The organism is Streptomyces sp. NPDC048291 (assembly GCF_043201715.1).
Classification (GTDB): Bacteria; Actinomycetota; Actinomycetes; order Streptomycetales; family Streptomycetaceae; genus Streptomyces.
Genome location: NZ_JBICZC010000005.1, coordinates 528366 through 553695 on the forward strand (window position 1 = coordinate 528366; position 25330 = coordinate 553695).

Consider the following 25330-nt stretch of genomic DNA (forward strand, 5'->3'; position numbering starts at 1 on the left):
CACCGCAAGGAGTCACCGATGAACGCGCCCTTCTCCCGTCGTACCGCCCTGCGGGCCGCCGGAGCCACCGCGCTCGCCGCCGGCCTGTCCGGCGGGCTGACCGCCACCGCCGCCCACGCCGAGGGCGGCGGACCCGCGCCCAAGCTGGTCACCTATCCCCGCCCCTCCGCCGTGCCGACCAACACCAGCTTCCAGGTGCGGGTGCGTACCGCCCCCGACGGCGACTGGCAGACGCTGGACGTCTACCGGCCGCAGTTCGAGGAGATCAACGCCAACACCGGCTCCGGCAAGGTCTACAACTCCTCGCTGGTGTACTTCGACTTCCGGTGCTCCGTCGAGGTCGAGGTGACCTACCTCAAGGGCGGCACCACCAAGGCCCGGGTGAGACCGGACTCCTACGGCATCACGCCCGAACTCCTCGGCGACACCCTGCGGTTCACCCTCGACGAGCCCAGGGACCTGGTCGTCCAGATCAACGACGAGATCTTCGACTGCCTGCACGTCCTCACCAACCGGGTCGAGCACCGCGCCCCGGCCGCCGGCGACCCCGACGTCATCTACTTCGGACCCGGCGTGCAGACCGTCACCGGCGGCGTCCTCACCGTCCCCAGCGGCAAGACCGTCTACCTGGCCGGCGGCGCCGTCCTCAAGGCGACCGTCTACTTCAAGGACGTGGAGAAGGCCGCCCTCCGGGGCCACGGCATGATCTGGGCCAGCTCCGGCCAGGGCGTCCTCTGCGAGGGCAGCAGCGACATCCGGGTCGAGGACGTCATCATCATGAACCCGGGCAACTACATCGCCACCCTCGGCGAGGCCCAGAACGTCCGCATCAGGAAGGTCCGCGGCTTCAGCTCCAAGGGCAACGGCGACGGCATCGACGTCTTCTCCTCCAGCGACGTCCTCATCGACGGCTGCTTCCTGCGCAACTCCGACGACTGCATCGCCATCTACGCCCACCGCTGGGACTACTACGGCGACACCCGCAACATCACCGTCCAGAACTGCTCCCTGTGGGCCGACGTCGCCCACCCGGTCAACATCGGCACCCACGGCAACACGGACGCCCCGGAGACCATCGAGAACCTGGTCATCCGCAACATCGACGTTCTCGACCACCGCGAACCCCAGATGAACTACCAGGGCTGCATCGCCCTCAACCCCGGCGACTCCAACCTCATCAGGAACGTCCGGATCGAGGACGTCCGGATCGAGGACTTCCGCTGGGGCCAGGTCATCTACATGAAGGTCATGTACAACACCAAATACAACACCTCGGTCGGCCGCGGCATCGAGAACGTCTACGTCAAGAACCTCAGCTACACCGGCACCCACGCCAACCCGTCGCTCTTCCTCGGCTACGACGCCGACCACGCCATCAAGGACGTCACCTTCGAGAACCTCGTCATCAACGGCGTCGTCATCGCCGACTCGATGAAGAAGCCGACCTGGTACTACACCACCGACGCCATCCAGTGGTTCTCCAACGAGCACGTGACGAACCTGAGGTTCATCACCACCGCCGAGGCCGAGGCGGCCGCCGCGTCATGACGATCCCCGAGCCGAGCCGCCGGGGCTTCCTCGGCGGCACCACGGCCCTGCTGCTGGCGACGCGCGCGAGCGGACTGCTCGTGCCCGGCCGGGCGGCGGCCCAGGAGCCGGACCGGGACGCGGTGGCGTTCACGCACCCGGGCCTGCTCCACTCCGCCGCGGACCTCGCCCGCATGAAGGCCGCGGTCGCCGCCAAGCAGTCACCTGTCTACGACGGCTACCTGGCGCTCGCGGCCCACGCCCGCTCCTCCGCCTCGTACGCCGTGCAGAACACGGGCCAGATCACCACCTGGGGCCGCGGTCCCGCCAACTACCAGAACCAGGCCGTCGCCGACTCGGCCGCCGCCTACCAGAACGCCCTGCTCTGGTCGGTCACCGGCGCCACCGCACACGCCGACAAGGCCCGCGACATCCTCGACGCCTGGTCCGCCTCGCTCACCGCCGTCACCGGAGCCGACGGCCCGCTCGGCGCCGGGCTCCAGGCCTTCAAGTTCGTCAACGCCGCCGAACTCCTGCGCCACACCGGCTACGACGGCTGGAGCGACGCCGGCATCGCCCGCTGCGCGGAGTCCTTCCTGCGCGTCTGGTATCCGGCGCTGTCCTGCTACACCCTCTACGCCAACGGCAACTGGGACCTGACGTCCCTTCAGTCCCTGCTCGCCATCGGCGTGTTCTGCGACGAACCCACCCTCTTCCAGGACGCACTGCGCCTCGCCGCGGCCGGCGCGGGCAACGGCAGCGTCCCGCACCGCATCGTCACCGACGCGGGCCAGGGCCAGGAGAGCGGCCGGGACCAGGGCCACGAACAGCTCGCGGTCGGCCTGCTCGCCGACGCCGCGCAGGTCGCCTGGAACCAGGGTGTCGACCTCTGGGGCTTCGACGGCAACCGCATCCTCGCCAACGTCGAGTACGCCGCCCGCTACAACCTCGGCGGTGACGTCCCCTTCGTCCCCGACCTCGACCGCACCGGCAAGTACATCAAGCTTGCCGTCTCGGCCACCTCGCGCGGCACCCTGCCGCCGATCTACGAGATGGCGTACGCCCACTACGCGGGTGTGCGCGGCCTCGACACCCCGTACACGAGGAACGCCGTCTTCCGCGGCCCCGGCGGCGCCCGCGTCGTCGAGGGCAGCAACGACGACCTGCCGAGCTGGGGCACCTTCGCCTACGCCGGCGCGACGGCGACCGCGCCGCGCGTGCCGACGCCGCCGGCCGGCGTCACGGCGGTGGGGGAGGACCGGTCCGTCACCGTGACCTGGCTGCCCTCGGCGGGCGCCGACTCCTACACGGTGCTGCGGGCGGGCGCGGTGGACGGCCGTTACGAGGAGATCGCCTCCGGGGTCGAGGGTCCGGCGTACACCGACCGGCGGGTGCAGGCCGGACGGACCTACTCCTACACGGTCACTGCTGCCAACTCGTTCGGGAGCAGCGGGAGTTCCGCGTGGGCGGCGGCGTCCGCCGGACTCCCCGGGCCCTGGGCGACCCAGGACGTCGGAGAGGTGCGGACCCCCGGCTCCGCGGTCTTCGACGGCGAGCGCTTCGTCCTGGAGGCGAGCGGCACCGACGACACGCACCGCCTCGTCCACCTGCCACTGCGCGGCGACGGCACGGTCACCGCGCGGATCGTGTGGCCGCTCAGCTCGCAGTACTCCAAGATCGGCGTCACCGTCCGCGCCTCCCTCGACGCGGACGCGGCGCACGCCGCCATGCTGATCCAGGGGCTGCCGCTGCACACCTGGAGCGGGGTGTGGACGGTACGCCCGGCGGCCGGTGCGGAGGTCTCCGCGACCGGCAGCACCCCGGTGCCGCCCTCCCAGCAGCAGGCGATCACCGTGAACGCGGCCTTCCCGCTCTCCGACCTGGGTGCGCTGCCCGCATCGGCGACCCCCCTGGAGGCGCCCTACGTCGAGGGCGCGGGCGACGGCTACCGGCTGCGGGCGCCCTACTGGGTGCGGGTGAGCCGGAGGGGCCCGCGGTGCACGGGCGCCGTCTCCCCGGACGGCGTCCACTGGACCGAGGTCGGCGCCACCGACGTCGAACTGGGGCGGACCGCGTACGCGGGCCTCCTGCTCACCTCCTGCCTCGGGGTCGACCAGGAGTACGCCGAGACCGGCACCGGCGCCTTCGACAACGTCGGCGTGACCTCGCCGTCCGGCCCGGTGTGGTGCGTGCCGCGCCCCGCCCGCACCCCCACCGACCTGCGGGCCGGCACCGGCGCCGACGCCGTCGAACTGGCCTGGAGCGACCCGGACCCGTCCGCCCGCTACACGGTGCTGCGCGCCTGCCGCGCCGACGGACCGTACCGGCCCCTCGCCACCGGCGTCGGCCCGGTCGGCTTCGGCACCCGCGTCCGGTACACCGACGCGACCGGCACACCGGGCACGGCCTACCACTACACCGTGGCGAAGACCAACACCGCGGGACGCGGCCCGCGTTCGACGCCCGTCCGGGCGGTCATGCCGACCCCGGCGCCACCCCGACTCACCTCCGCCACCGCGGTGTTCGCCAACCAGGGCGTCGGCTTCCGGCATCTGCTGCGGGCCGCGCACGAGCCCGTGCTGTTCACGGCGGACGGGCTGCCCGACGGGCTGCGGATCGACCGGCGCACCGGTCTGCTCTCCGGAACCCCCACCGGAACTGGCGAGTTCACGGTCACCACCACCGCGGCCAACGCCGCCGGCACCACCACCGGAACCCTCGCGCTCACCGTCGGTACCGCGCCGCCCGAGCCGTGGACGTACGGGGACCTCGGCGACACCGTGCTCGACGACCGCGCCTTCGGCACGCTGGGCGTGGTCGCGATCACCACGCCGGGCAGTACCTCGTACCACGACGGCACCTTCACCGTGCGGGGCGCGGGCGTCGACCTGAACGCCAACGGCCAGGGCATGACCGGCCAGTTCGTACGACGGCCCGTCGGCGGCGACTGCGAGATCGTCGCCCGGCTGCTCTCCCGCACCGGCGCGAGCGCCGACCGGGTGGGCCTGCTGATGGCGAAGTCGCTGTCGCCGTTCGACCAGGCTGCCGGAGTCGTCGTCACCGGCGGCACCACCGCACAGCTCATGCTCCGCAGGACCGTCGCCGGAGCCTCCGCCTTCACGGGCGGCGCCGCCGTCGCCCTCCCCGCCCTGCTGCGGCTGAAGCGCACCGGGACCGCCTTCGCCGCAGCCCTGTCCACCGACGACGGCGTCACCTGGACCCCCGTGGCCGACGGGGAGATCCCCGCCTTCGGTGACGCCCCCTACCACGTGGGCCTGGTGGTGTGCTCCCGCACCCCGCTCGCCCTCGGCACCGCGCAGTTCGAAGAGGTGAGTGTCGCACTCACCTGAACTCCCCCCACCGAAGGAGAACCGTCGCGATGAGCCGCCGCGAACAACAACCGAAGGAAACAGGCGGGTTGAGCCGCCGTGGTGTCCTGAAGTCCGCCGCCGCGCTCGCCGTCGCCGCCTCGGTCACCGCCCCACGGGTGGCCGACGCGGCACCGGCGACCTTCACCCACCCCGGCATGCTGCACAACGCGGGTGACATCAACCGTGCCAAGGTGCGGGTCGCCGCCGGCACCGACCCCTGGCTGTCCGGCTGGAACAGGCTGACCGCCAACTCCCACTCCGCGTCCACCTGGACGCCCAGCCCGCGGGCCACCGTCATCCGCGGCGGGACCGGCGAGAACTACGGCATCCTCTACAACGACATCGCCGCCGCCTACCAGAACGCCCTGCGCTGGAAGGTCGCCGGGACGGCCGCCAACGGCGACACCGCGGTGAAGATCCTCAACGCCTGGTCGTCCACGCTGACCACCCTCACCGGGAACGCCGACCGGTTCCTCGCCGCCGGCATCTACGGCTGGGAGTTCTGCCAGGCCGCCGAACTCATGCGGGGCTACGCCGGGTTCGACCTCGCCGCGTTCCAGGCGATGATGGTCGACGTCTTCTACCCGCTGAACAACAGCTTCCTGACCAACCACAACGACGCCTGCATCACCAACTACTGGGCCAACTGGGACCTGTGCAACATGGCCTCGGTCATGGCCATCGGGATCCTCACCGACAACGCCGCCAAGTACGACCAGGCCGTCACCTACTTCAAGTCGGGCGCGGGCAACGGCTCCATCGCGCACGCGGTGCCGTACCTCTACACCGACTCCGACGGCTACGGCCTCGGCCAGTGGCAGGAGTCCGGCCGCGACCAGGGCCACACCGTCCTGGGCATGGGCCAGTTGGGCGCGGTCTGCGAGATGGCCTGGAACCAGGGCGACGACCTCTACTCCTACGACGACCGGCGGTTCATGAAGGCCGCCCAGTACGTCGCCAAGTACAACCTCGGCCAGGACGTGCCGTACACCACCTACACCTGGGGCACCGGCCAGAGCTGCGCCCAGTCCTCCCAGACGGTGATCTCCGACTCCTCCCGCGGCCAGCTCCGCCCCGTGTGGGCGATGCTCCACTTCCACTACAACCGCCGCCTCGGCCTCGACGACAAGTACATCTCCGCCATGTACTACGACCTCGTCGCCCCCGAGGGCGGCGGCGGGGACTACGGCTCCACCAGCGGCGGCTACGACCAGCTCGGCTTCGGCACCCTGATGTACGCCAAGTAGCCGCGCCCGTCCGCCCGACCGCCGCGTGTGCCGGAATACTGGAAGCGACCGTGGTGCTCCTTCCTTACCGGCGTTTCTGGTGCACGCGGCGGGAGGAGCTGGTGGGGCGGATGACGGCAGACCGGACGGATCCGAAGGATCCCGTGGCCGACACCCCGTACGGGGCGGTCCGCGGCAGGTGGGAAGACGGGATCGCGGTGTTCCGCGGCATCCCCTACGCCGCCCCGCCCTTCGGGGAACACCGGTTCCGCCCGCCCGTGCCGCCCGAGCCCTGGACCGGGGTCCGGGACGCGGGCTCCTTCGGGCCGACGGCGCCCAAACCGCCGTACTCGCAGGCGTTCGCGGAGTACCTGTCCGACCCGGTGGTCCCCGGCGACGACTGCCTCAACCTCAACGTGTGGACCCCGGAGCCGGGCCCCGGCGCCCGGCTCCCGGTCCTGGTCTGGCTGCACGGCGGCGCCCTGACCAGGGGATCCTCGGCCGTACCAGTGTACGACGGGCACGCGTTCGCCCGGGACGGGGTCGTCCTCGTCTCGGTGAACTACCGGCTGGGCGTGGAGGGCTACGGCCTGTTCCCCGACACCCCGCCCAACCCCGGGCTCCGCGACCAGCTCGCCGCCCTGCGCTGGGTCCACGACACCGTCGCGGCCTTCGGCGGCGACCCGGCCCGCGTCACCCTGTGCGGCCAGTCCGCCGGCGCCATCAGCGCCGGCGCCCTGCTCGCCGCACCCCAGGCCCAGGGTCTGGTCCGCCGGGCCGTCCTGCAGAGCGGCCCGCCCGAGGCCGCGGACCGGGACAAGGTACGGCGCATGGTCCGCCGGATGGCCAGCCGGCTCAGGATCCCGGCGACCGCCCAGGCCTTCGCCGGGGTCGACCGCGAGCTGCTGCTGCGCACCCAGGCCGAGGTGGGCCGGCTCAGCAGTCCCGTCCTCGGCGGCCCCGCCTTCGGCATCGTCGTCGACGGCGACCTCGTCCCGCGCGACCCGCTCCAGGCCCTCCTCGACGGCGAGGCCGCGAACGGCGTCGACCTCCTGATGGGCTGGACCCGCGACGAGTACCGGCTCTGGCTGGTCCCCGGCGGTCTCGTCGACCAGGTCGAACGGCTCGGCCCGGTCGCCTTCGCGGGCGCCATGGCCCGCTGCCACGTGGGCCACGAGGTGCCGCGCGGCTACCGCACCCTGCATCCCGAGGCCGGCCCCGCCGAGATCGTCGGCCAGATGGTCACCGACCACCTGCTCCGCCGCCCGCTGCACCGGCTGGCCGAGGCCCGCCCCGGCTCCGCCCACCTCTACGAGTTCGCCTGGCCCTCCAACCGCCCCGGCCTCGGCGCCTGCCACGCCCTGGAACTGGGCTTCGTCTTCGACACCGGGCAGGACCCCGACTCCGCCCGGCTGGCCGGACCGGACGCCCCGCAGGCCCTCGCCGACGCGATGCACGGCGCCTGGGTCGGCTTCGCCACCACCGGCGACCCCGGCTGGCAGCCCTGGGACGACACCCACCCGGTCCGCGTCCTCGGCGACGGCGAGCCCCGCACGGAGTCCGGGCCCCGGGACGCGGAGTTCGCACTCTGGAACCCCGGCGCACCCCCGCCGCACCCCGAACGCACGGCCGAACTGGCCCTGGCGGTACGCAGGCTGCGCCGCTCAGTCGCCGCCGTACGCCGCCACTGAGTCCCGTACCACCACATGCGTGCCGAGCAGCAGGTGCTCGTCGGCCGACTCCCCGTCGTGCCCGAGCGCGGTCCGCACGGCGAGCCGCCCCAGCTCCTCGTAGGGCACGTGCACGGTGGTCAGCGCCGGGTGCAGATCACGGGCGAACGGTATGTCGTCGTACCCGGCCAGCGACACGTCCCCGGGCACGTTCAGCCCCGCCTCGTGCAAGGCGGTCAGCGCCCCCGCGGCCACCATGTCGGTGGCGGCGACCACCGCGCTGAACTCCAGCCCCCGTGCCAGGGCCTGGCGCAGCAGCCGGTGCCCGGAGTCCCGGGTGAAGTCGCCGTGCAGCAGAAGAGCGGGATCGGGTTCCAGTCCGCGGGCCCGGTGCGCGGCCAGGTATCCCCGCTCGCGCCCCAGCGCCGTCGTGTGGTCCGGCTTCCCACCGAGGAACAGCACCCGCCGGTGGCCCTGCGCGAGGACGTGGGCGACCAGGGCGAAGGCGCCGCCCTCGTTGTCGTACTCGATGACCGTGACCGGCGCGCCGGGCCCGAGCGGCGGGCGTCCGCACAGCACCAGCCGCGACCCGGCCGAGGCGAGCGAGTCGGCGACCCGGCGGGTCCGCTCCCGGTACTCCGGCGTGTCCGCCGCCCCGCCCACCAGGATCACGGCCGCCGCCCGCTGGGCCCGCATCATCCCGATGAACTCCAGCTCCCGCCGCACGTCACCGTCGGTGCTGCACACCAGCGACAGATGCCCGAGCCGCGCCGCCTCCCGCTCCACGCCGTACGCCATGTGCGCGAACGACGGCCCCGTGATGTCCTCCAGCACGAAGGCGAGCGTGGGCGTCCCGACCCCGGCGACCGCCTTGGCACGCGCGTCGGCGACGTAGTCCAGCTCCCGCACGGCCCGCAGCACCCGCGTACGCGTAGCGGCACTGACCGGATAGTCCCCACCGAGCACCCGGGAGACGGTGGACGCGGACACCCCGGCGCGAGCGGCGACATCCCTGACGGTGCTTCGCCCTGCAGCATCGCTTTTCCTGGTCAACCCCACCCCCGCCAACCGCTTCCCGACGGGACCATAGCGCCCCGTCAGGGATGTAGGGAACGGGACTGAGCGCCCCGTCAGGGGCGCGGGACAGTGCTAATTTGCGGCTCCGCCGCGTGGGCGCGACCAGCCCAATACGACCGTCAGTCGCCCACGCACCGCACCAGCTACGGCGTCCCCGCGCCCCTCAGACCACCCGAGCGATCCCAGCGATAGCGTCCGGCCCCACCCGACAACACCCCCCGATCAACCGAGCCCCCGCATCCCGCCACCCCACCACCTGCCCGGTGTCGAACAACGACCGCCCCGTCCACGCCCGGGCCTCCGCATCCCACACCTCACCACTGTTGGGATAGACGACCACCGGCTTCCCGGTCACCCGCACCGCCGTCTCCACCGCGAACTCCACGTCCTCCGGCGCACAGCAGTTCACGCCCACGGCGATCACCTCGTCCACGTCCGCGGCCGGCGCGAACGCCTCTTCCAGCGGCTGCCCCGCCCGTGTCCGCCCGCCCGCCACGCTGTACGACAGCCAGGCCGGCACCCCCAGCCCCCGCACCGCCCGCAGCAACGCCGCCGCCTCGTCCGCGTCCGGCACGGTCTCCAGCGCCAGCACGTCAGGCCCCGCCCCGGCCAGCACCTCAAGGCGCGGCCGGTGGAACCGCTCCAACTCCCCGACGCTCAGCCCGTACCGCCCCCGGTACTCGGAGCCGTCGGCCAGCATCGCCCCGTACGGCCCGACCGAGGCGGCCACCCACAACGGCCGTACGATCCCCTCCGCCCGTGCCCGCCGTACCGCGTCCTGTCCCAGCCGCACGCTCAGCGCGAGCAGCCGGGCGGCCTCCTCGTGCGGGATGCCGCGCTTGCCGAAGCCCTCGAAGGTGGCCTGGTAGCTGGCGGTGATCGCGACGTCGGCGCCGGCCCTGAAGTACGCGAGGTGCGCGTCGCCGACCGCGTCGGGCCGGTCGGCCAGCAGCCGTGCCGACCACAGCTCGTCGCTCAGGTCGTGCCCGGCGGACGCCAGCTGGTTGGACATGCCACCGTCGAGCACGATCGTCCCGGCGGCTAGGGCGTCGGCGAGGCTGGGGGAGGTGTCGCTGGTCATGCCCCGACGCTAGCCGACCCGGCACCGGACGGCCGGTCCTGTCCACGGTGTGACCGGACGGACCGTCACAGGGACACCGGTACCGGAATCGCCGGCTCCCGGGGTCCGGCGCGCGCGGTGTCCCGGGCCAGCTCCTGTTCGGCCCAGACGACCTTGCCGCCGGAGACCGGCCGGGAGTCCCATCTGCGCGACAACCGGTCGACCAGGAACAGGCCGCGGCCGTTCTCGTCGGTGGTGTGCGCGTGCCGCTGGTGCGGGAGGCAGGCGTTGGTGTCGAACACCTCGCAGGTCAGGACCTGGTGCTGGATCAGGCGCAGACCGATCGGGCCGGTGCTGTGGCGGACGGCGTTGGTGACCAGTTCACTGACGATCAGCTCCGTGGAGTCCTCGAGGCCGTCCAGGCCCCACTCGGCCAGCTGACCGGCGGCCAGGTGGCGGGCGCTGCGGACGGCGGTCCGGTCGCCCGGCAGCGTCCAGGTGGCGACCTGGGCGGGGCTGAGCGCGAGGGTCCGCACGAGGAGCAGGGTGACGTCGTCGGAGGGCGCCCGGCCCTGCACGGTGTCCATCGCCCGGGTGCAGAGGTCCTCCAGGGAGCGCCCCGGCTCCGTCAGGGCCTCGCTCAGGCGGTGCATGCCCGCCTCGATGTCGTGGTCGCGGGTCTCGATCAGGCCGTCCGTGTACAGGGCGAGGAGACTCCCCTCGGGCAGTTCCACCTCCACGGCCTCGAACGGGGAGCCGAGACCGACGCCGAGCGGGGTGCCGGTGGGCAGGTCGGGGTAGGTGACCCGGCCCTGCGGGTCGACGATGGCCGGCGGGGGGTGCCCGGCCCCGGCCATGGTGCACTTCCGGGTGACCGGGTCGTAGACGGCGTACAGGCAGGTGGCGCCCGTCACGGCGGTCAACTGGTCCCGGGTGTCGGGGGATCCCTCGCTCAACCGCTCCAGCGTGGCGTCGAGGCGGGCCAGCAGTTCGTCGGGGGGCAGCTCCAGCTCGGCGAGCATGTGGACGGCGGTGCGGAGCCGCCCCATGGCCGCGGTGGCGTTGATGCCGTGGCCGACCACGTCGCCGACGACGAGGGCGACCCGGGCGCCGGACAGCGGGATCACGTCGAACCAGTCCCCGCCGACGCCGATGTCCGGGTCGGCGGGCAGATAGCGCGAGGCCGCCTCGACCGCGGTGCCGCCCCGCAGCCGCTGCGGGAGCAGGTTGCACTGGAGGGCGAGGGCGGCGGCGTGTTCTCGGGCGTACATGCGGGCGTTGTCCAGGGACAGGGCGGCACGGCTGACGAGTTCCTCGGCGAGCAGCAGGTCGTCCTCCTGGAACGGCACCGGGTCCTCGGTGCGGACGAACATCGCCACTCCCAGCAGGATGCGCCGCGCGCGGATGGGCACGACCATCAGCGAGTGCATACCGTTCTCGTGGATCACCCGGGCCCGTACCGGGTCCTGGTCGACCCAGGTGCCCGGAGCGGTGTCCAGGACCGGCTCCAGATGGGACCTGCCGGTGCGCAGCATGTCGGTGAAGGGCGTGGCCGGCGGCACGGGGACCGGCTCACCGCGGTCCCACGGGGACTCCGGGATTCCCTGGCGGATCGAGGCCAGACCGGCCCGCCGCAGGACGGGGAGACGCTCGCCGACCTGGCCGATGTGGACCGGGGGGCCCTCGCCGGCCGGGACCGAGTGCTCCAGGTCGACGACGGCGAAGTCGGCGAAGAGGGGCACCGCGAGGTCGGCCAGTTCCTGGCTGGTCCGCATCACGTCCAGGGTGCCGCCCAGACGCGTACCGGCCTCGCTGAGGATCGCGAGGCGCTCCTGCGCCCGCCGGCTCTCCGTGACGTCGACGCTGATGGCGCACACCCCGACCGCCCGGCCCTCGGCGTCCTGGAGGCAGAAGAACGAGGCCGCGAGGGTGTGCTCCCGGCGCGGGTTCGACGGCAGCCGCCTGCGGAACTCGTGGACGCTGGTGGCGCCGGTGCGCAGGGTCCTGCGCATCACCGCCTCACAGGCCTCGGCCCCGGCGGCGGGCAGCGCCTCGGTGGACCGGCGGCCGAGCCGCCGGTCACGGGGGATGCCGTCGTGGCTCTCCATCGTGTCGTTCACCCAGGTGCAGCGCAGCTGCGGGTCACGGACGACGATGCCGATCGGCGCGCGGGTGAGGAGCGATTCCCGCACCGATCCGTTCGTCACCTCCTGGGACAGCGTGCGGACGTCGGTCACGGACACGAGCCACCGGACCGATCCGTCCTGCCCCCACAGCATCGACAGCCGCATGCTGACGGTGAGCGAGTGGCCGTCCCGGTGGCGTATCGCCGTGGTACCCGCCCAGCCCTGGCGGGCGCGGCATTGTTCGACGAACGCCGACGCCGTCGACGTCGCCTCGAAGGACGGCAGCACGAGTGCGGCGGACCGCCCCACCGCCGCCCCGGCGGGGTAGCCGACGAGCCGCTCGGCGGCCTGGGTCCAGCCGAGCACCGTCCCCTGCTCGTCGAGCATCGCGATCGCCGAGTCGGATATCTCGTGCGGGTCCGTCTGCCTGCCCCGGGTCACCTGGTCAGTGCTGCGCATCGAGCTCGCGTCCTTAGGTCGTCGGAGGAAGCCTGCGAGTGTTAGCGGTATTGACCGGGCGGGGCCGTGATGTGTGACAGGACGCGCTCCGGCGGCTCCTCGTGGATGCGGTGGACCCGGAGGATGTGACAGGACGCCGCCAGCGCATAAAGCTATGTAATGAACATATCCATCGAAAGATGGGTGATCTCCAGGAAACGTGCCGTATGCCGTGGTCCACGGCGACGTCCTTCCGCCGCGGGCGCCGCCGGAACCCGTCGACCAGCCGAGGAATCCGCATCATGCCGTCGAACGACCGACCGCCGGGCGACACCGAGGACCTCCGGGAGGCGGAGGCGGTGTTCCGGGACGCCCACGGCTACCTGTTCGGGATCGCCTACCGGATGCTCGGCAGCGTCGGCGAGGCGGAGGACGTCCTCCAGGAGGCCTGGATCCGCTGGCAGACCTACGACCGGTCCCGGGTGGAGAACCCCTGGGCGTTTCTCGCGACGACGGTGACCAGGCTCGCGATCAACGTGCTGCAGTCGGCGCGGATCCGCCGGCAGGCGTATGTCGGGCCGTGGATCCCGGAGCCGGTCGACACCAGCGCCGACCCGGCGCTGGGCGCCGAGAACGCGGAGGCGCTGGAGGTCGCGGTGCTCATGCTGATGGAGAAGCTCACCCCCACGGAACGGGCGGCGTACGTGCTCCGGGAGGCGTTCGAGTACCCGTACGAGCAGATCGCGGAGATCATCGGCCAGACCAACGCCAACGCCCGCCAGCTGGTGAGCCGGGCCCGGAAGCACCTGGCGGCGGAGAAGCGGGCCGGTGTCCCGGCCGAGGACCACCGGAGGTTCCTGACGGCGTTCGTGGCGGCCGCCCAGGAAGGGGAGGTGGCCGTGCTGGAGAAGCTGTTCACGGAGGACGTCGTCTCGTTCTCGGACGGCGGAGGCGTCGTGCGGGCGTCCAAGTTCCCCGTCGTGGGCCGGCATCGCGTGGCGAAGTACTACCACGGGTTCGCCGACCGCTTCTGGGTCGGCGTCACGGTGGCGCCGGCCGAGGCCAACGGCAGGCCGGCGGTGAGCCTGTCCCGCGACGGCGCCGTGTTCGCCGTCCTCACCGTGAGCGTCACGCCGGACGGCATCGACCGGGTGCTGGTCATGATGAACCCGTCGAAGATCGCCGCCATGGCCGGCTGAGCCGGGGCGCCGGACCGGAAGGGCCCCGCCCTGCGGTGTCCGCTACAGCCGCTCGCAGGGGCGGGGCCGCCCGCCCCCGGCACCCGGTCGGGCGGGCCGCAGGCGGCCGTCCCTTGACGCCTGCTCCCCGAAAATAAAACGAATGGTTATTTTTTACAAGCTCGCGCTCAAGAAAATGAACGTTCATCTTGACCATGTCTTACCTGAACCCGCAGGATGGAGGCTTAAAGAGAACGCTCATTCCGGATGTGGGTGGTGGTGGCATGGGCGCGATGACGCGGGCCGAGGGTCCCGCCGTGCCCCCGCGTCAGGGGCGGGGGAGTGCCCGGGCCGCGCTGATCACGGGCGCCGTCGTGCTGCTGCTCGGTGTCGAGCTGGCGCTCGTCGCGCCCTACGCGCGGCGTGCGGCGGGGCGGCTGTCCCACGCCGGGCCCGACTGGTTTCTGCTGGCCGTCGCCGCGGAGGCGGTGTCGATGGCGGCCTTCGCCCGGTTGCAGCGCCTCGCGCTGGGTACGGGCGGGTTGCGGGTGGGGCTGCGCGCCGCGGCCTCCGCCGTGTTCGCCGGGAACGCCCTCAGCGCGACCCTGCCCGGCGGCAGCCTGGTGTCGGTCGCCTACCGGACCCGGCGGATGCGCGGCTGGGGAGCCGGCGTGCCGCTGATCGGCTTCACCCACGCCGTCACCGGTCTGCTGGGCGCGGTCACCCTCGTCCTGCTCGCGGGGGTCGGCGCGCTGCTGGCCGGGGACGGTGCCGGGCTTGCCGGGGCGGCCGTCCAGGTCGCGGTGGCCGGGGCCGGCACCCTCGCCGTGCTCGCGCTCGTCCGGCATGCCGGTGTGCTGCGCCGGCCGGTCGGCGCCCTGCTGCGGGGGTGGCGGAGGCTGCGGCGCGGCAAGGGCGGGCAGATGACGGCCGACGGCCTGCTGGGGGAGCTGGCCGCCATGCGGCCCCCGGCCCGCTTCTGGGCCCTGGCGGCCGGCGCCGCCCTGGCCAACTGGGCCGCCGATCTCGGCTGCGTGCTCGCCGTGTGCCATGCGGTGGGCGCGGCCCCGGCCCCGGAGAAGGTGCTGCTCGCCTACGTCGCCGCGATGTCGGCGGTGTCGGCGCTGCCGCTGCTGCCCGCGGGGCTCGGCCCGCTCGACGCGGCTCTGGTCCTGGCCCTGCATCGCGGCGGAATGCCGATGGCGGCGGCCACCGCCGCCGATCTTCTCTACCGGACCCTCAACCCGGGGCTGATCGGTGTCGCCGGGTGGTCGGTCCTGCTGGTCCGGCGGCGGAGCCGGTCAGGGGTTGGCGGGGCCCGGCCACAGCGCCCGCACCCCTTCGGTCACCCCCGCCACCAGCGTGGGGTCGAGCATGGCCAACTGGAGGATGTAGCCGGGTAGGAGGCAGACCAGCGCGCCGGCGATCGACTCGGCGGGCACGTCGGCGGGCAGGGCACCGCTTTCCTGGTGCCCGCGCACGACCTCGGCGAGGTCGGACCGCATCCGGCCCAGCAGGCTGCTGACCTGCTGGGCCAGCGCGGGGTTCCGCAGCGCCTCCGACCAGGCCAGCACGGCCAGCCTGGCGGTGTCGTCCTCCGCGGATCTCCTCGACGCGAGGTCGAGGACCTCGGCGACGACCGCGCCGACCGAGTCGCCGGGGCGGGTCGTGGCGACGGTGTGGACCAGTGTCAGAACCTCGCGCATGTTCTCCTCGGCGATGGCGAGGATCATCTCGTCCTTGCTCGCGAAGTGCCGGTAGACCGAGCCCGCCGAGAGGCCGGACTCCGCGAACAGGTCCTGCATGGACGTCGAGTGGAACCCGTCGCGCAGGAAGCACCGCCGGGCGGCGTCCAGAATCTGGGCACGGCGAGCGTCCATGTACTCCTGGGACACCTTCGGCATGGGGCATTCTCCAAAGGAAAACGAATGTTCATCTTGATGTCGTGCGGACGAGCCTAGCAGACCGACCTGCTGAAGAATGATCATTCGTCTCTGGAGGCCGGGCGCCTTCGCCGTCCCCCCGGCAGCCTCACCGTGCTGGAGTCCACCGCCGCGAGCCCGACCGCGGCGATGGCGGTTCAGGCCGCGTGCCGCCTGCCCCCGCGGCGGTTCCTGCGCTGGGTGCGCCGGGTCGCCGGGACCATCAGGCCGCCGAGGAGGCCGAGGGAGAGGGCGCAGGGCCACCAGCCGAAGGAACGTGCCGAGTCGGCGGCGGTGCGGGTGGTCACCGTCGGGGCGGCGGTGGGGGTGCTGCCGGTGGTGTCCGCCTTGGTCGAGGCCCGCGCCGACTCCGCGTTCAGGACCACGTCGTTGCCGTCGCCGCCCCGGTAGGTGAGCCGGTAGACGGTGTCGGCCAGCTTGACCGCGGCGCCCTCGGCGAGGCCGTCGAAGGTGCCGGTGGTCGGGGCCCTGCCGGTGTGGTCGAGCACGGTGACGCGCCGGGCCGGGTCGGTGCCCGCGGCGGACAGGTCGAGGGCGCCGGCCAGGGCGACCCGGCCCGTCACCTTCAACGGCCGCTTCCGCAGCACCAGTTCGCCCCGCCGGTGCTGGGTGTAGTCGCCCCGCACGGTCAGACCGCCCGCGACCAGGCTGTCGTTGGTGACCGAGCCCAGCACGGTGCCCGTCCCGGAGAGCGCGGTCAGCACCCGCAGGCCCGCCGTGCCCGGGTCCAGGCGGGCCCCGGCCGAGGTGAGCCGGATCGCCTCGCTGTGCGCGAGGGTCGCCCCGGAGCGCAGGGCGAGGGTGCCCTCGCTGACGGTGGTCGTGCCCGTGTACGTCACCGCGCCGCCGGTGAGCGTGGTGGTGGCCGACCCCGACTGCACGAGGGCCCCGGAGCCGCCGACGTACGCCAGCCGGATCGGCGTCGAGGTGTTGCGGACGATCAGGGTGCCGTCGTTGTCGACGCGCCGGCGTGCGGTGCCCGTCAGCAGCGAGCCGTCGCCGCCCTCGGTGCCCGAACCCAGCCGCAGCACCGCGCCGTTCTCGATCGTCGTCGAACCGTCGTAGTCCTGGGCCGCCGCGAAGGTCACGTCGTTCCCGCGGGTGCCCGCGATCACGATGTCCCCGGCGCCGGGCGCGGCCAGCGTGTCGTGGTAGCGGCCGCCGCCGATCGGGGCGCCCAGGGTCACCGGGCCGTCGTAGTCGAAGGTGAGCCGGGAGCGGCGGCCGCTCGCCTCGTGCAGGTTGATGTAGACGGTGTCCTTGGTGCCCGGCATGAAGATGCGGTGGGTCGTGCCGTCGCCCCAGTGCACGTCGGCGCCCTCGATGTTGGTGCCGCGCTTGTTCACCTGGTGCGGGAGCGCCTTCCAGTCGAGGGACGGGTCGCTCAGCGACGGGTTCGTGTCGCCGCCCCGGTCGCTGTAGCCGTACTGGCCGGTGAGGACCACCTTGCTGCCGGGCCGCGAATGGACGTTGACGTCGCTGCCGTACTCCCGCTGGTAGAAGTCCTGGCGCAGGGTGACCGTCTGGTACAGCGGGGTGTCGATGATCCAGGAGCCCTGGTTGAGGATCGCGCGGGCGTCGGGGAGGGCCACGGGGTACTCGGGGCGGCCGACGGCCATCCCCGTGCCGTTGTCGATGACGCCGGAGAAGGGGTGCGTGCCCGCCAGGTCCAGCGTGCCCCACATGTTCCGGGGCTGGGTGACCAGGCCCGAGCCGCTGATGGTGCCGATGCTGAAGGTGCGGGTCAGGGACAGCCGCAGGGTGCCGTCGACGCGGACGTTGAGCTGGTTCAGCTGGTAGCCGGGGGTGTTGTACGGGAAGTGGCCGATCAGGCCGGTGCCGCCGCCCGTGCCGTACTGCAGGGTCGCTCCGCGCTCGACGGTGATCGCGGGCGGGTCGGGTCGGGTGACCGTCGTGTACGGGTGGTTGCCGCCCTGGGTGCGCACCACCTGTCGTTGCCGTGCCTTCGGCAGGGTGAAGTCGCTGTCCCTGGTGAGGATCAGCGTCCCGCCGCCGCGCACGGTGAGGGTGCCCTCGCCGTGCAGGACGCCGTCGTACGTCGTCGTCCCGGCGGGCACGGTGACGACCGTGTCGCCGGTGAGGGTCACGTCCCGGCCGGCCAGTACGTCGGCGGTGACGTCCCGGGCGTCGGCGGCGAAGGCCGGGGGAGCGGAGGCCAGGAGGGCGGCGAGGGCGCCGACGGCCGCTGCGGTGGTGTGGAGATGGGTGCGCACGTGATCGGAGACGGGACCGGACGGCCGTGGATAACGGAAAATCACGTTCCGCGAACAGATCGCTCGGAAATCGCTTTCCCCCTTGTCTTGTCAGACCCGTTGACCTTCTCGTAACACGCCCTTACCTTTTCGGCGATCTCAGAATCCCCCACAACCCACCAGGAACACTCAAGGAGCGTGTGTGAGATGAGACGTGCGTACGCGATCCTGCTGTCCCTCTGTCTCGCGGTGATCGGCGCCCTGGCCGCCGCGGGGCCCGCCGCGGCTGCCTCCCAGACCGTCACCAACGGCACCCAGTTCACCGACACCTCGGGGAACGTCGTGCACGCGCACGGCGGCGGGGTCATCAAGGTCGGCTCCTACTACTACTGGTTCGGCGAGGACCGCAACTCCGACAACACCTTCAAGTACGTGGACGCCTACCGTTCCACCGACCTGAAGACCTGGGAGTTCCGCAACCACGTCCTCACCCAGTCCTCCGCCTCCGAGCTCTCCACCGCCTACATCGAGCGCCCCAAGGTCATCTACAACGCCTCCACCGGCAAGTTCGTGATGTGGATGCACAAGGAGAACGGCGTCGACTACAGCGAGGCCAAGGCCGCCGTCGCCGTCTCCGACACCGTCGACGGGAACTACACCTACCAGGGCAGCTTCCAGCCGCTCGGCCAGTACATGTCCCGGGACATCACCACGTTCGTGGACACGGACGGCACCGCGTACATGGTCTCGGCGGCCAACGAGAACTACGACCTGCAGATCTACAAGCTCACCTCCGACTACACCGCGATCGACAGCCTGGTCGCCAACCCGTGGGCGGGCGGCCACCGCGAGGCCCCGGCCCTCTTCAAGCGCAACGGCGTCTACTTCATGCTGACTTCGGGCGCCACCGGCTGGAGCGCCAACCAGCAGGAGTACGCCACCGCGACCTCCCTCGCCGGCCCCTGGACCTCCTGGAGCAACGTCGGCGACTCCACGGCGTACAACTCCCAGACCGCCTACGTCCTGCCGGTCAGCGGCACTTCGGGCACCTCGTACCTCTACATGGGCGACCGCTGGGGCAACTCCTTCGGCGGCACGGTCAACGACTCCCGTTACGTCTGGCTGCCGTTGACCTTCCCGACCGACACCTCGATGTCGATGTCCTGGTACCCGGAGGTCTCCGTCGACACCGCCGCCGGCACGGTCTCCGGCACCAGCGCCACGTACAACACGCTGATCGCGCGGCACAGCGGCAAGTGCGCCGACGTCCCCAACCAGTCCCTCTGGGAGGCCATCGCGATCAGCCAGTACACCTGCAACAGCGGCACCAACCAGAAGTGGTGGTTCAAGGACCTCGGCACCGGCTACTACGAGCTGATGGGCCGCGGCAGCTCGCTCTGCCTCCAGGAGGACTCCACCGACGTCACCCAGGAGGACTGCACCGGCGCCACCACCCAGCAGTGGTCGGTGGTCACCTCCGGCTCCTACGTCAACATCAAGGCCCGGACGACCGGTGAATGCCTGGACGTGAACGGAGCGTCCACCGCCAACTCGGCCGCCATCATCACGTACACGTGCAACGGCGGCACCAACCAGCAGTGGACACGCGGCAGCTGAGCGAAGGTCAGCCGACGGGATTCCAGCCGTCCGTGCCCGCCAGGTACTTCTGGGCCGTGTAGTTCGCGGCCTGGGAGTCGGTGAGCTGCGGGCGGTTGGAGTTCACCCCGGCACCGGCCCCGGTGTTCTTGTACTCGAAGAACCGGGCGCTCTTCCACGAGTAGCCGCTCATGTCGGTCCACGGTCCGGCGGTCTTCACGGCCGCGGGCAGGGAGGTCTGCCGGATCACCAGCTGCCCGACCGCGTCCGACGTCGGGTGCCAGGGGCGGCCCAGGTAGTAGGTCTTCGCCGCCGCGGAACTGCTGATCGTGCTGCCGGTGACCAGGATCCCGTACGTCTTCGCGGAGCTGGTGTTGGGCGCGGCGAGGAAGCCGTTGAGGCCGCCCGCGGCCGCACCCGAGTCGCGCAGCTGGATGTTCACGCGGTCGTAGACGGCGGTCGCGCTCCCGAAGACGAAGTCCACGTCCCCGGTGACGAAGGACGAGGAGAAGTACTGGCGGTACTGGCCGGTGGCGGACGGCGCCCAGTTCAGCACGGTGTCCTGGCGGCCGAGGAACCGGTCGTTGCGGAAGGTCTGCCGGTCGCCCTGCGCGGTCACGGCGACGGCCTGGGTGTCGGTGATGTCCGGGTGGGCGCCCTTGTCGAAGGTGTTCTGGACCGTGATGCCGGTGACGGTCAGGTTGTTCGCCGAGAAGGTCGCCACCGAACTGCCCAGCGTGCCGTACTTGGTGCCGCTCGCGTCGGTGTAACCGGAGGCCCGGTCATAGGTGATGACGACGTCCTCGGCGTTGCCGGTGGCCCCCTTGAGAGTCAGCCCGGTCTTGTTCGTCGGGACGTTGACGATCTCCTGGTACGTGCCCTTCGCGACGGAGATCGTGTCACCGGCGGCGGCCGCGTTCACCGCCGCCTGGACGGTCGTGTACATCCCGGAGCCGTCCTTGGCGACGGTGAGGGTGGACGCGGCGCTGGCGGGCCCGGCCAGGGACACCGCGGCGAGCCCGAGGGCCGCCGCGGTGCCGGCGGCGAGCGCCGCAATGCGGCGCCGGGCGGGGGTGGGGGGTTGCTGCTCGTGGGAAGCGGTCATGCTCCCAAGTCGCCGCCCGGGCCGGGAGGGTTGCCGGGTCTCAGGCCAGCAGGTCGATCGCATCGATCGAGGTGCCGGCGCTGAGGAAGGACGTCGTCCCCGAGCCGCTCGCCACGTAGATCTTCAGCGTGTTGTAGGCGCTGGTGTCCGTCAGCCAGGCGGACGCCGGGACGCTGTAGGTGAACGTGTAGTTGTTGCCCCGGTACGAGCCCACGGTCAGCGAGCGGGTGCTCGGCTGGGTGGGCGGGGAGGGCACGGCGGAGGTCCAGGTGTCGTTGACGACGACCTGCGGCCGGCCGTTCGCGTAGGCCGTCGTCACGCCGATCCTCAGGGTGTGCGCGGCGGCGGCCTGGGCGGCCGTCAGCTTGAAGTACACGATGATCCCGCTGTTGACGTCCTTCCACAGGTAGCAGGGGAAGGCCGAGGTCTCGGTGCCGCTGCCGACCACCACGTTCCCGGTCCAGGACGCGGCGCGCACGTCGGACGGATGCGCGTACGTCATCAGGTCGGCGTTCTTGAACCCGCTCGGCGTGCCGTCCCAGTTGTTGATCCGCCAGATCGCGGAGGCGTTGCCGGGGTCGTTGGAGGACGCGATCGCGATGGTGTTGAGGGTGGTCGTGCCGCCCGCCGTCACGGTCACCGAGCCGGTGTAGACGGCCAGTTCGCCCTTGAAGACGGTGAGGGTGTACGTCCCGGGCAGCACCCCCGCGACCGAGAAGTAGCCGTCCGACGAGCGCGCCGAACCCCAGTACTGGGCAGCCGAGTTGGCGAGCCCGACCGTGTACGCGTACGCCGTGTCCCGCCCCGTGATGCCGACCCCGGCGACCCGGCCGCGCCCGCTCGCGGAGACGTACCCGGAGATGCCGAGCGAGTCCGCCCACGAGGTGGTCAGGGTGCCCGGGTAGAGGGCAGAGGAGGGTGCGCCGCCGTCCGTGAGGGCGATGACGTACGGGCCCTGGAGGCCGTAGCGCTCCGACTCGGTCTGGTTCTCGCCGTAGTACAGGATCTCGTACAGCCCGCCGCCGTCGGTGCTCTGGTGGCGCAGCAGCGAGCGGTAGAACGGGCCGCCGGAGGCCTTCTCGTGGTTGCTGCGCACGATCCACAGGCCGACGCTGCCGGTCGTCCAGCCGATGTAGCTGTAGTCCATCACCCGCAGCTTCGAGTAGTGCTTGGCGCGGGTCTGGCCGTCGGACTTCTCGAAGACGTCCGCGGACTCGATGACGGTCGGCGCGTAGGTGTAGGAGTCCGGCTCGTCGTTGAGGAACAAGCCGGCCTTGACGCGCACGATGTAGCGGGTGGCGGTGACGGACGAGTCGGCCTTGTTGGTCCAGAGGTAGACGTTGTTCTCGCCGCTGCGGGCCGCGTAGTAGTGCTTCAGGGTGCCGTACGCGACGGAGACCAGGATCGTCGAACCCGACTGGGCGATGGTCACCGTGGAGGTGCCGAGGCCCGACTCGACGTGCGAGTTCTTGCCGCCGTAGCCCTGGTACTCGGTGCCCTTGTAGACCAGCGAGGTCAGGTCGCCGTTGGTCTTGCTGACCTTGAAGACGAGACTGGCGCCGGTGTCGACGACGTAGTTGGAGCCGTCGTCCGACCAGCCGAAGCTCGCCGCCGCGGCGGTGCCGGCGAGCGGTCCGGCGAGGGCCGCGGTACCGGCGGCGGCCGCGCTGCCGAGGACGAAGGCGCGGCGTCCGAGCGGGCTCCCGGTGGATCCGGACATGGGGGTGCCTCCTTCGGTGGGGCGGGGGTGCGGGTGAGTGTGAGAGTGACAGTTGAATCGATTTCGCGAAAGGGCTTTCACCGTCATGGAGTTGGCAGTCAGTGGAAATGAGTCCAAGGTCTAGAAAGCGCTTGTCGATTGGCGGTACGGTCCGCGCCAGGCCAGTCGCCACGACAGAGGAGTCCCCGGGTGAGACGTTTCAACGGTGTTCGTGCCACCGCGCTCGCGGCGGCCGTCCTCGCCGCCTGCCTGACGGCCGCCCCCACCGCCCAGGCCCACGACCGGCGGCCACCGCCCCTCGGCATCGGCGACTGCACCGCGACCGCCTGCCACTTCGACGTCCCGCCGGGCGACTACGACGTGACGGTCCGGCTCGGCGGCGACACCGCGTCCGGCACGAGCATCGGCGGGGAGACCCGGCGCTCGCTCCTCCCGGAGACTCAGGTCGCGGCGGGACGGCACCTCACCCGCGCCTTCACGGTGAACGTCCGCACCCCCGAGGGCGAGCCGACCGGCCCCGACGGAACCCCCGGCCTCGACCTGACGATCGGCGGCCCGGCCCCCGCCCTCGCCGACATCAGGGTCACCCCTTCCGCCCGGCACACCCGGCAGCTCTTCCTGGTCGGCGACTCCACCGTCTGCGACCAGCCCGCCGACCCCTACTCCGGCTGGGGCCAGCAGCTTCCGCAGTACCTGCGCAAGGGCGTCGCCGTCGCCAACTACGCGGACTCCGGGGAAAGTACGGTGACCTATCTCCAGAATCCCCAACTCTGGGGTACCGTCCAGCCGTTGATCCGCCCGGGCGACCTGGTCCTGATCCAGCTGGCGCACAACGACAAGACGACCGACGAGGTGACCTACCGCACGAATCTGGAGACGCTGGTGGCGGGCGTACGGGCGAAGGGCGGGCGGCCGGTGCTCGTCACACCCATCGTGCGCCGCTGGTTCAACGCCGACGGCACGCTGAACAATGACATCGCCCTTCTGGTCAACGGGCTCGGCGTCAATCATCCTGAGGTGATCCGCTCGGTCGCCGCCGCCGAGGACGTTCCGCTGATCGACCTCACGGCGAAGACCAAGGCGCTGGTGGAGTCCCTCGGCGTGGAGGGCTCCAAGGCGCTGTACCTGTACAACGAGAAGAAGGACAACACGCACACCTCCGCGTACGGAGCCACCGTCTACGCGGGCCTGGTGCGCGACGAACTGCTCGCCCAGCACCTGGTGCCCCCGGGCACCGTGCGGGCGCAATGAGCCCCTGGGGCGTCCCGACCGGAACCGGGGCGCCCCAGGTTCACCTGGCACGGGCTCCGGTGCCGGATTCGGCACGAGGCCCGGTACGGGGTCCGGTACGAGTCCTGGTACGAGCGAGAAAGAGCACCGATGCAGCTGCCTCCCGAGGACCGCGGCCCCAGCCCGCGCACCGGCTACACCCGCGCCCACTGGGAGGCCGCGGCCGACGCCCTGCTCACCGCCGTCGAGCCGTACGCCACCGCGGACCGCGCCCTCTACCACCTCCCCGGCGACCACCAGAGCTGGTCCGGCCGGCTCTCCGACGGCCTGGAAGGCTACGCCCGCACCCTGCTCCTCGCCGCCTTCCGCCGCGACGAGACCGCCCTCCAGCGGTACGCGGACGGCCTCGCCGCCGGTGTGTCGGGCGCCTGGCCGCGCATCGGGGACCGCAGCCAGCCGCTCGTGGAGGCCGCCTCGGTCGCCCTCGCCCTGCGGCTGACCCGCCCGCTGCTCTGGGACCGGCTCGACGACTCCGTACGCCAGCGCGCCGCGGCCTGGCTCGCCGACGCGCTCACCGCCGAACCCTGGCCCTGCAACTGGGAGTTGTTCCCGGTGACCGTCGGCGGCTTCCTGGCCGAGGTCGGCCACGAGCCGGAGGCCGCGCGCAAGGCGGTCGACCACGGCCTGGCCCGCATCGAGGAGTGGTACGTCGGCGACGGCTGGTACACCGACGGCGACGGCCGCAAGTACGACTACTACAACGGCTGGGCGATGCACCTGTACCCGGTGCTGCACGCCTGGCTCGCCCGGGACACCGAACTCCTCGACCTGTACGGCGGCCGCCTGGAACGCCATCTGGCGGACTACGCCCGGCTGTTCGGCGCCGACGGCGCCCCCCTGCACCAGGGCCGCTCCCTGACCTACCGCTTCGCGACCACGGCCCCCCTGTGGCTGGGCGCCCTCACCGGCCGTACGCCCCTCGCCCCCGGGGAGACCCGGCGGCTGGCCTCCGGCGCCCTGAAGTACTTCCTGGACCGGGGCGCGGTGGACGCCCGGGGGCTCCTGACCCTCGGCTGGCACGGCCCCGACCCGGCCGTCCTGCAAGGCTATTCGGGCCCCGCCTCGCCGTACTGGGCGAGCAAGGGCTTCCTCGGCCTGCTGCTCCCGGCGGACCACGCCGTGTGGACGGCGCCGGAGGAACCGGGCCCGGCGGAGCGCGCGGACGCGGTCACGCCGGTCGCCCCGGCCAACTGGCTGCTCCAGTCGACGCGTTCGGACGGCGTCGTCCGCCTCCACAACCACGGCAGCGAGGACGTCCGCTACGACCCCTACTACACCCGGCTCGGCTACTCGACCGTGACCGCGCCCTCGGCGTCGTACGACAACAGCGTGATCGTCGGCGACGACCCGAGCCGTACGGGGATCGAGCCGCTGGGCGTGGGGGAGGGCTGGGCGGCCTCGCGGCACTCGGCCGGTCCGGGCGCCCGGGTGACGAGCGTGGTGCTCGTGCAGGGGGCCGTGGAGGTGCGGGCCTTCCTGGTGGCGGGGGCGCCGCCCGGGACGCCGGTCCGGGTGACCGGGTGGGCGGCACCCGAGGGGCTCCGGGCCGAACTGCTGCCCGCCGTGGGCCTCGACGACGCGCTGAGCGGGGTGACGGGGGAGGGGCCGACCCTGTTCGTGGCGCTGAGCCGCCTCACGGGTGCGGTGGAGGCGGCGCCGCTGGGGGAGACGGTGACGGTGCGCGCCGAAGGGGAGCGGGAGCTGACCGTTCGGTGGTGCGAGGGGCCCGGCGTGCGGGTCCGGTGGCAGGAGGCCGCGGTGGTCGTGGAGGAACCGGCGCGGGACTGAGC

At 72.2% G+C, this 25330-nt stretch carries 16 protein-coding genes; 9 read left to right on the forward strand and 7 right to left on the reverse strand.

All coding sequences use genetic code 11. The features are described 5' to 3' along the window. Positions 1-18: 18 nt before the first annotated feature. From ACGF5O_RS16255 to ACGF5O_RS16270, 4 genes are all read left to right on the forward strand, one after another. On the forward strand, positions 19-1548 hold the full coding sequence (locus ACGF5O_RS16255) for a glycosyl hydrolase family 28 protein (RefSeq protein ID WP_393810526.1): 1530 nt from the start codon (positions 19-21) through the stop codon (positions 1546-1548). Beyond that, the gene (locus ACGF5O_RS16260; protein ID WP_393810527.1) at positions 1545-4877 is read left to right on the forward strand and encodes an alginate lyase family protein; all 3333 of its coding nucleotides are present in this window, start codon (positions 1545-1547) and stop codon (positions 4875-4877) included. The genes ACGF5O_RS16255 and ACGF5O_RS16260 overlap by 4 nt, the downstream gene beginning before the upstream one ends. A 29-nt stretch (positions 4878-4906) precedes the next feature. Then, positions 4907-6145 carry an alginate lyase family protein gene (locus ACGF5O_RS16265; protein WP_393810528.1) on the forward strand — a complete coding sequence of 413 codons (1239 nt, stop codon included), beginning with the start codon at positions 4907-4909 and terminating at the stop codon, positions 6143-6145. Between the two features lie 110 nt (positions 6146-6255). Next, a complete protein-coding gene (locus tag ACGF5O_RS16270) occupies positions 6256-7815 on the forward strand; it encodes a carboxylesterase/lipase family protein (protein WP_393810529.1) in 1560 nt (519 codons plus the stop codon). Here ACGF5O_RS16270 and ACGF5O_RS16275 read toward each other — a convergent pair. From ACGF5O_RS16275 to ACGF5O_RS16285, 3 genes are all read right to left on the reverse strand, one after another. After that, the gene (locus tag ACGF5O_RS16275; RefSeq protein ID WP_393810530.1) at positions 7789-8847 is read right to left on the reverse strand and encodes a LacI family DNA-binding transcriptional regulator; all 1059 of its coding nucleotides are present in this window, start codon (positions 8845-8847) and stop codon (positions 7789-7791) included. The two genes, ACGF5O_RS16270 and ACGF5O_RS16275, sit on opposite strands and share 27 nt — an antisense overlap. A gap of 187 nt (positions 8848-9034) precedes the next feature. Then, positions 9035-9952, reverse strand: a complete 918-nt coding sequence (mmuM, locus tag ACGF5O_RS16280) for a homocysteine S-methyltransferase (RefSeq protein ID WP_393810531.1) — start codon at positions 9950-9952, stop codon at positions 9035-9037. 65 nt (positions 9953-10017) lie between these two features. After that, positions 10018-12516: a SpoIIE family protein phosphatase gene (locus ACGF5O_RS16285; RefSeq protein ID WP_393810532.1), complete on the reverse strand. Its 2499-nt coding sequence runs from the start codon at positions 12514-12516 to the stop codon at positions 10018-10020. Positions 12517-12797: 281 nt separating this feature from the next. Between ACGF5O_RS16285 and ACGF5O_RS16290 the strand changes: the two genes are divergently transcribed. Beyond that, positions 12798-13694 (forward strand): RNA polymerase sigma-70 factor, encoded by an 897-nt coding sequence (locus ACGF5O_RS16290; RefSeq protein ID WP_393810533.1) that lies wholly within the window; start codon positions 12798-12800, stop codon positions 13692-13694. 263 nt (positions 13695-13957) lie between these two features. Further along, positions 13958-15076 carry a YbhN family protein gene (locus ACGF5O_RS16295; protein ID WP_393810534.1) on the forward strand — a complete coding sequence of 373 codons (1119 nt, stop codon included), beginning with the start codon at positions 13958-13960 and terminating at the stop codon, positions 15074-15076. Here ACGF5O_RS16295 and ACGF5O_RS16300 read toward each other — a convergent pair. Continuing rightward, positions 14975-15577 carry a TetR/AcrR family transcriptional regulator gene (locus ACGF5O_RS16300; RefSeq protein ID WP_393810535.1) on the reverse strand — a complete coding sequence of 201 codons (603 nt, stop codon included), beginning with the start codon at positions 15575-15577 and terminating at the stop codon, positions 14975-14977. The two genes, ACGF5O_RS16295 and ACGF5O_RS16300, sit on opposite strands and share 102 nt — an antisense overlap. A 176-nt stretch (positions 15578-15753) precedes the next feature. Next, on the reverse strand, positions 15754-17850 hold the full coding sequence (locus ACGF5O_RS16305; protein WP_393810536.1) for an autotransporter: 2097 nt from the start codon (positions 17848-17850) through the stop codon (positions 15754-15756). Positions 17851-18036: 186 nt separating this feature from the next. Between ACGF5O_RS16305 and ACGF5O_RS16310 the strand changes: the two genes are divergently transcribed. Continuing rightward, positions 18037-19446 carry an RICIN domain-containing protein gene (locus ACGF5O_RS16310; protein ID WP_393810537.1) on the forward strand — a complete coding sequence of 470 codons (1410 nt, stop codon included), beginning with the start codon at positions 18037-18039 and terminating at the stop codon, positions 19444-19446. Between the two features lie 7 nt (positions 19447-19453). Here ACGF5O_RS16310 and ACGF5O_RS16315 read toward each other — a convergent pair whose 3' ends face one another. Both ACGF5O_RS16315 and ACGF5O_RS16320 read right to left on the reverse strand, forming a co-directional pair. Then, complete coding sequence (locus ACGF5O_RS16315) at positions 19454-20530, reverse strand: pectinesterase family protein (protein ID WP_393810538.1); 1077 nt, start codon at positions 20528-20530, stop codon at positions 19454-19456. A 40-nt stretch (positions 20531-20570) separates the two neighbouring features. Further along, positions 20571-22250, reverse strand: coding sequence for a rhamnogalacturonan lyase B N-terminal domain-containing protein (locus ACGF5O_RS16320; RefSeq protein WP_393810539.1), 1680 nt, complete (start codon positions 22248-22250; stop codon positions 20571-20573). A 189-nt stretch (positions 22251-22439) separates the two neighbouring features. Here ACGF5O_RS16320 and ACGF5O_RS16325 point away from each other — a divergent pair, with 189 nt between their 5' ends. Further along, positions 22440-23501: a rhamnogalacturonan acetylesterase gene (locus ACGF5O_RS16325; RefSeq protein ID WP_393810540.1), complete on the forward strand. Its 1062-nt coding sequence runs from the start codon at positions 22440-22442 to the stop codon at positions 23499-23501. Between the two features lie 129 nt (positions 23502-23630). Beyond that, positions 23631-25328 carry a DUF2264 domain-containing protein gene (locus ACGF5O_RS16330; protein ID WP_393810541.1) on the forward strand — a complete coding sequence of 566 codons (1698 nt, stop codon included), beginning with the start codon at positions 23631-23633 and terminating at the stop codon, positions 25326-25328. Positions 25329-25330 lie beyond the last annotated feature (2 nt).

Coding starts and splice junctions, on each gene's coding strand:
- ACGF5O_RS16290 (WP_393810533.1), top strand. CDS start 12,798: ATGCCGTCGAACGACCGACCGCCGGGCGACACCGAGGACCTCCGGGAG.
- ACGF5O_RS16255 (WP_393810526.1), top strand. CDS start 19: ATGAACGCGCCCTTCTCCCGTCGTACCGCCCTGCGGGCCGCCGGAGCC.
- ACGF5O_RS16330 (WP_393810541.1), top strand. CDS start 23,631: ATGCAGCTGCCTCCCGAGGACCGCGGCCCCAGCCCGCGCACCGGCTAC.
- ACGF5O_RS16310 (WP_393810537.1), top strand. CDS start 18,037: ATGAGACGTGCGTACGCGATCCTGCTGTCCCTCTGTCTCGCGGTGATC.
- ACGF5O_RS16300 (WP_393810535.1), bottom strand. CDS start 15,577: ATGCCGAAGGTGTCCCAGGAGTACATGGACGCTCGCCGTGCCCAGATT.
- ACGF5O_RS16265 (WP_393810528.1), top strand. CDS start 4,907: ATGAGCCGCCGCGAACAACAACCGAAGGAAACAGGCGGGTTGAGCCGC.
- mmuM (WP_393810531.1), bottom strand. CDS start 9,952: ATGACCAGCGACACCTCCCCCAGCCTCGCCGACGCCCTAGCCGCCGGG.
- ACGF5O_RS16295 (WP_393810534.1), top strand. CDS start 13,958: ATGGGCGCGATGACGCGGGCCGAGGGTCCCGCCGTGCCCCCGCGTCAG.
- ACGF5O_RS16260 (WP_393810527.1), top strand. CDS start 1,545: ATGACGATCCCCGAGCCGAGCCGCCGGGGCTTCCTCGGCGGCACCACG.
- ACGF5O_RS16270 (WP_393810529.1), top strand. CDS start 6,256: ATGACGGCAGACCGGACGGATCCGAAGGATCCCGTGGCCGACACCCCG.
- ACGF5O_RS16320 (WP_393810539.1), bottom strand. CDS start 22,250: ATGTCCGGATCCACCGGGAGCCCGCTCGGACGCCGCGCCTTCGTCCTC.
- ACGF5O_RS16285 (WP_393810532.1), bottom strand. CDS start 12,516: ATGCGCAGCACTGACCAGGTGACCCGGGGCAGGCAGACGGACCCGCAC.
- ACGF5O_RS16315 (WP_393810538.1), bottom strand. CDS start 20,530: ATGACCGCTTCCCACGAGCAGCAACCCCCCACCCCCGCCCGGCGCCGC.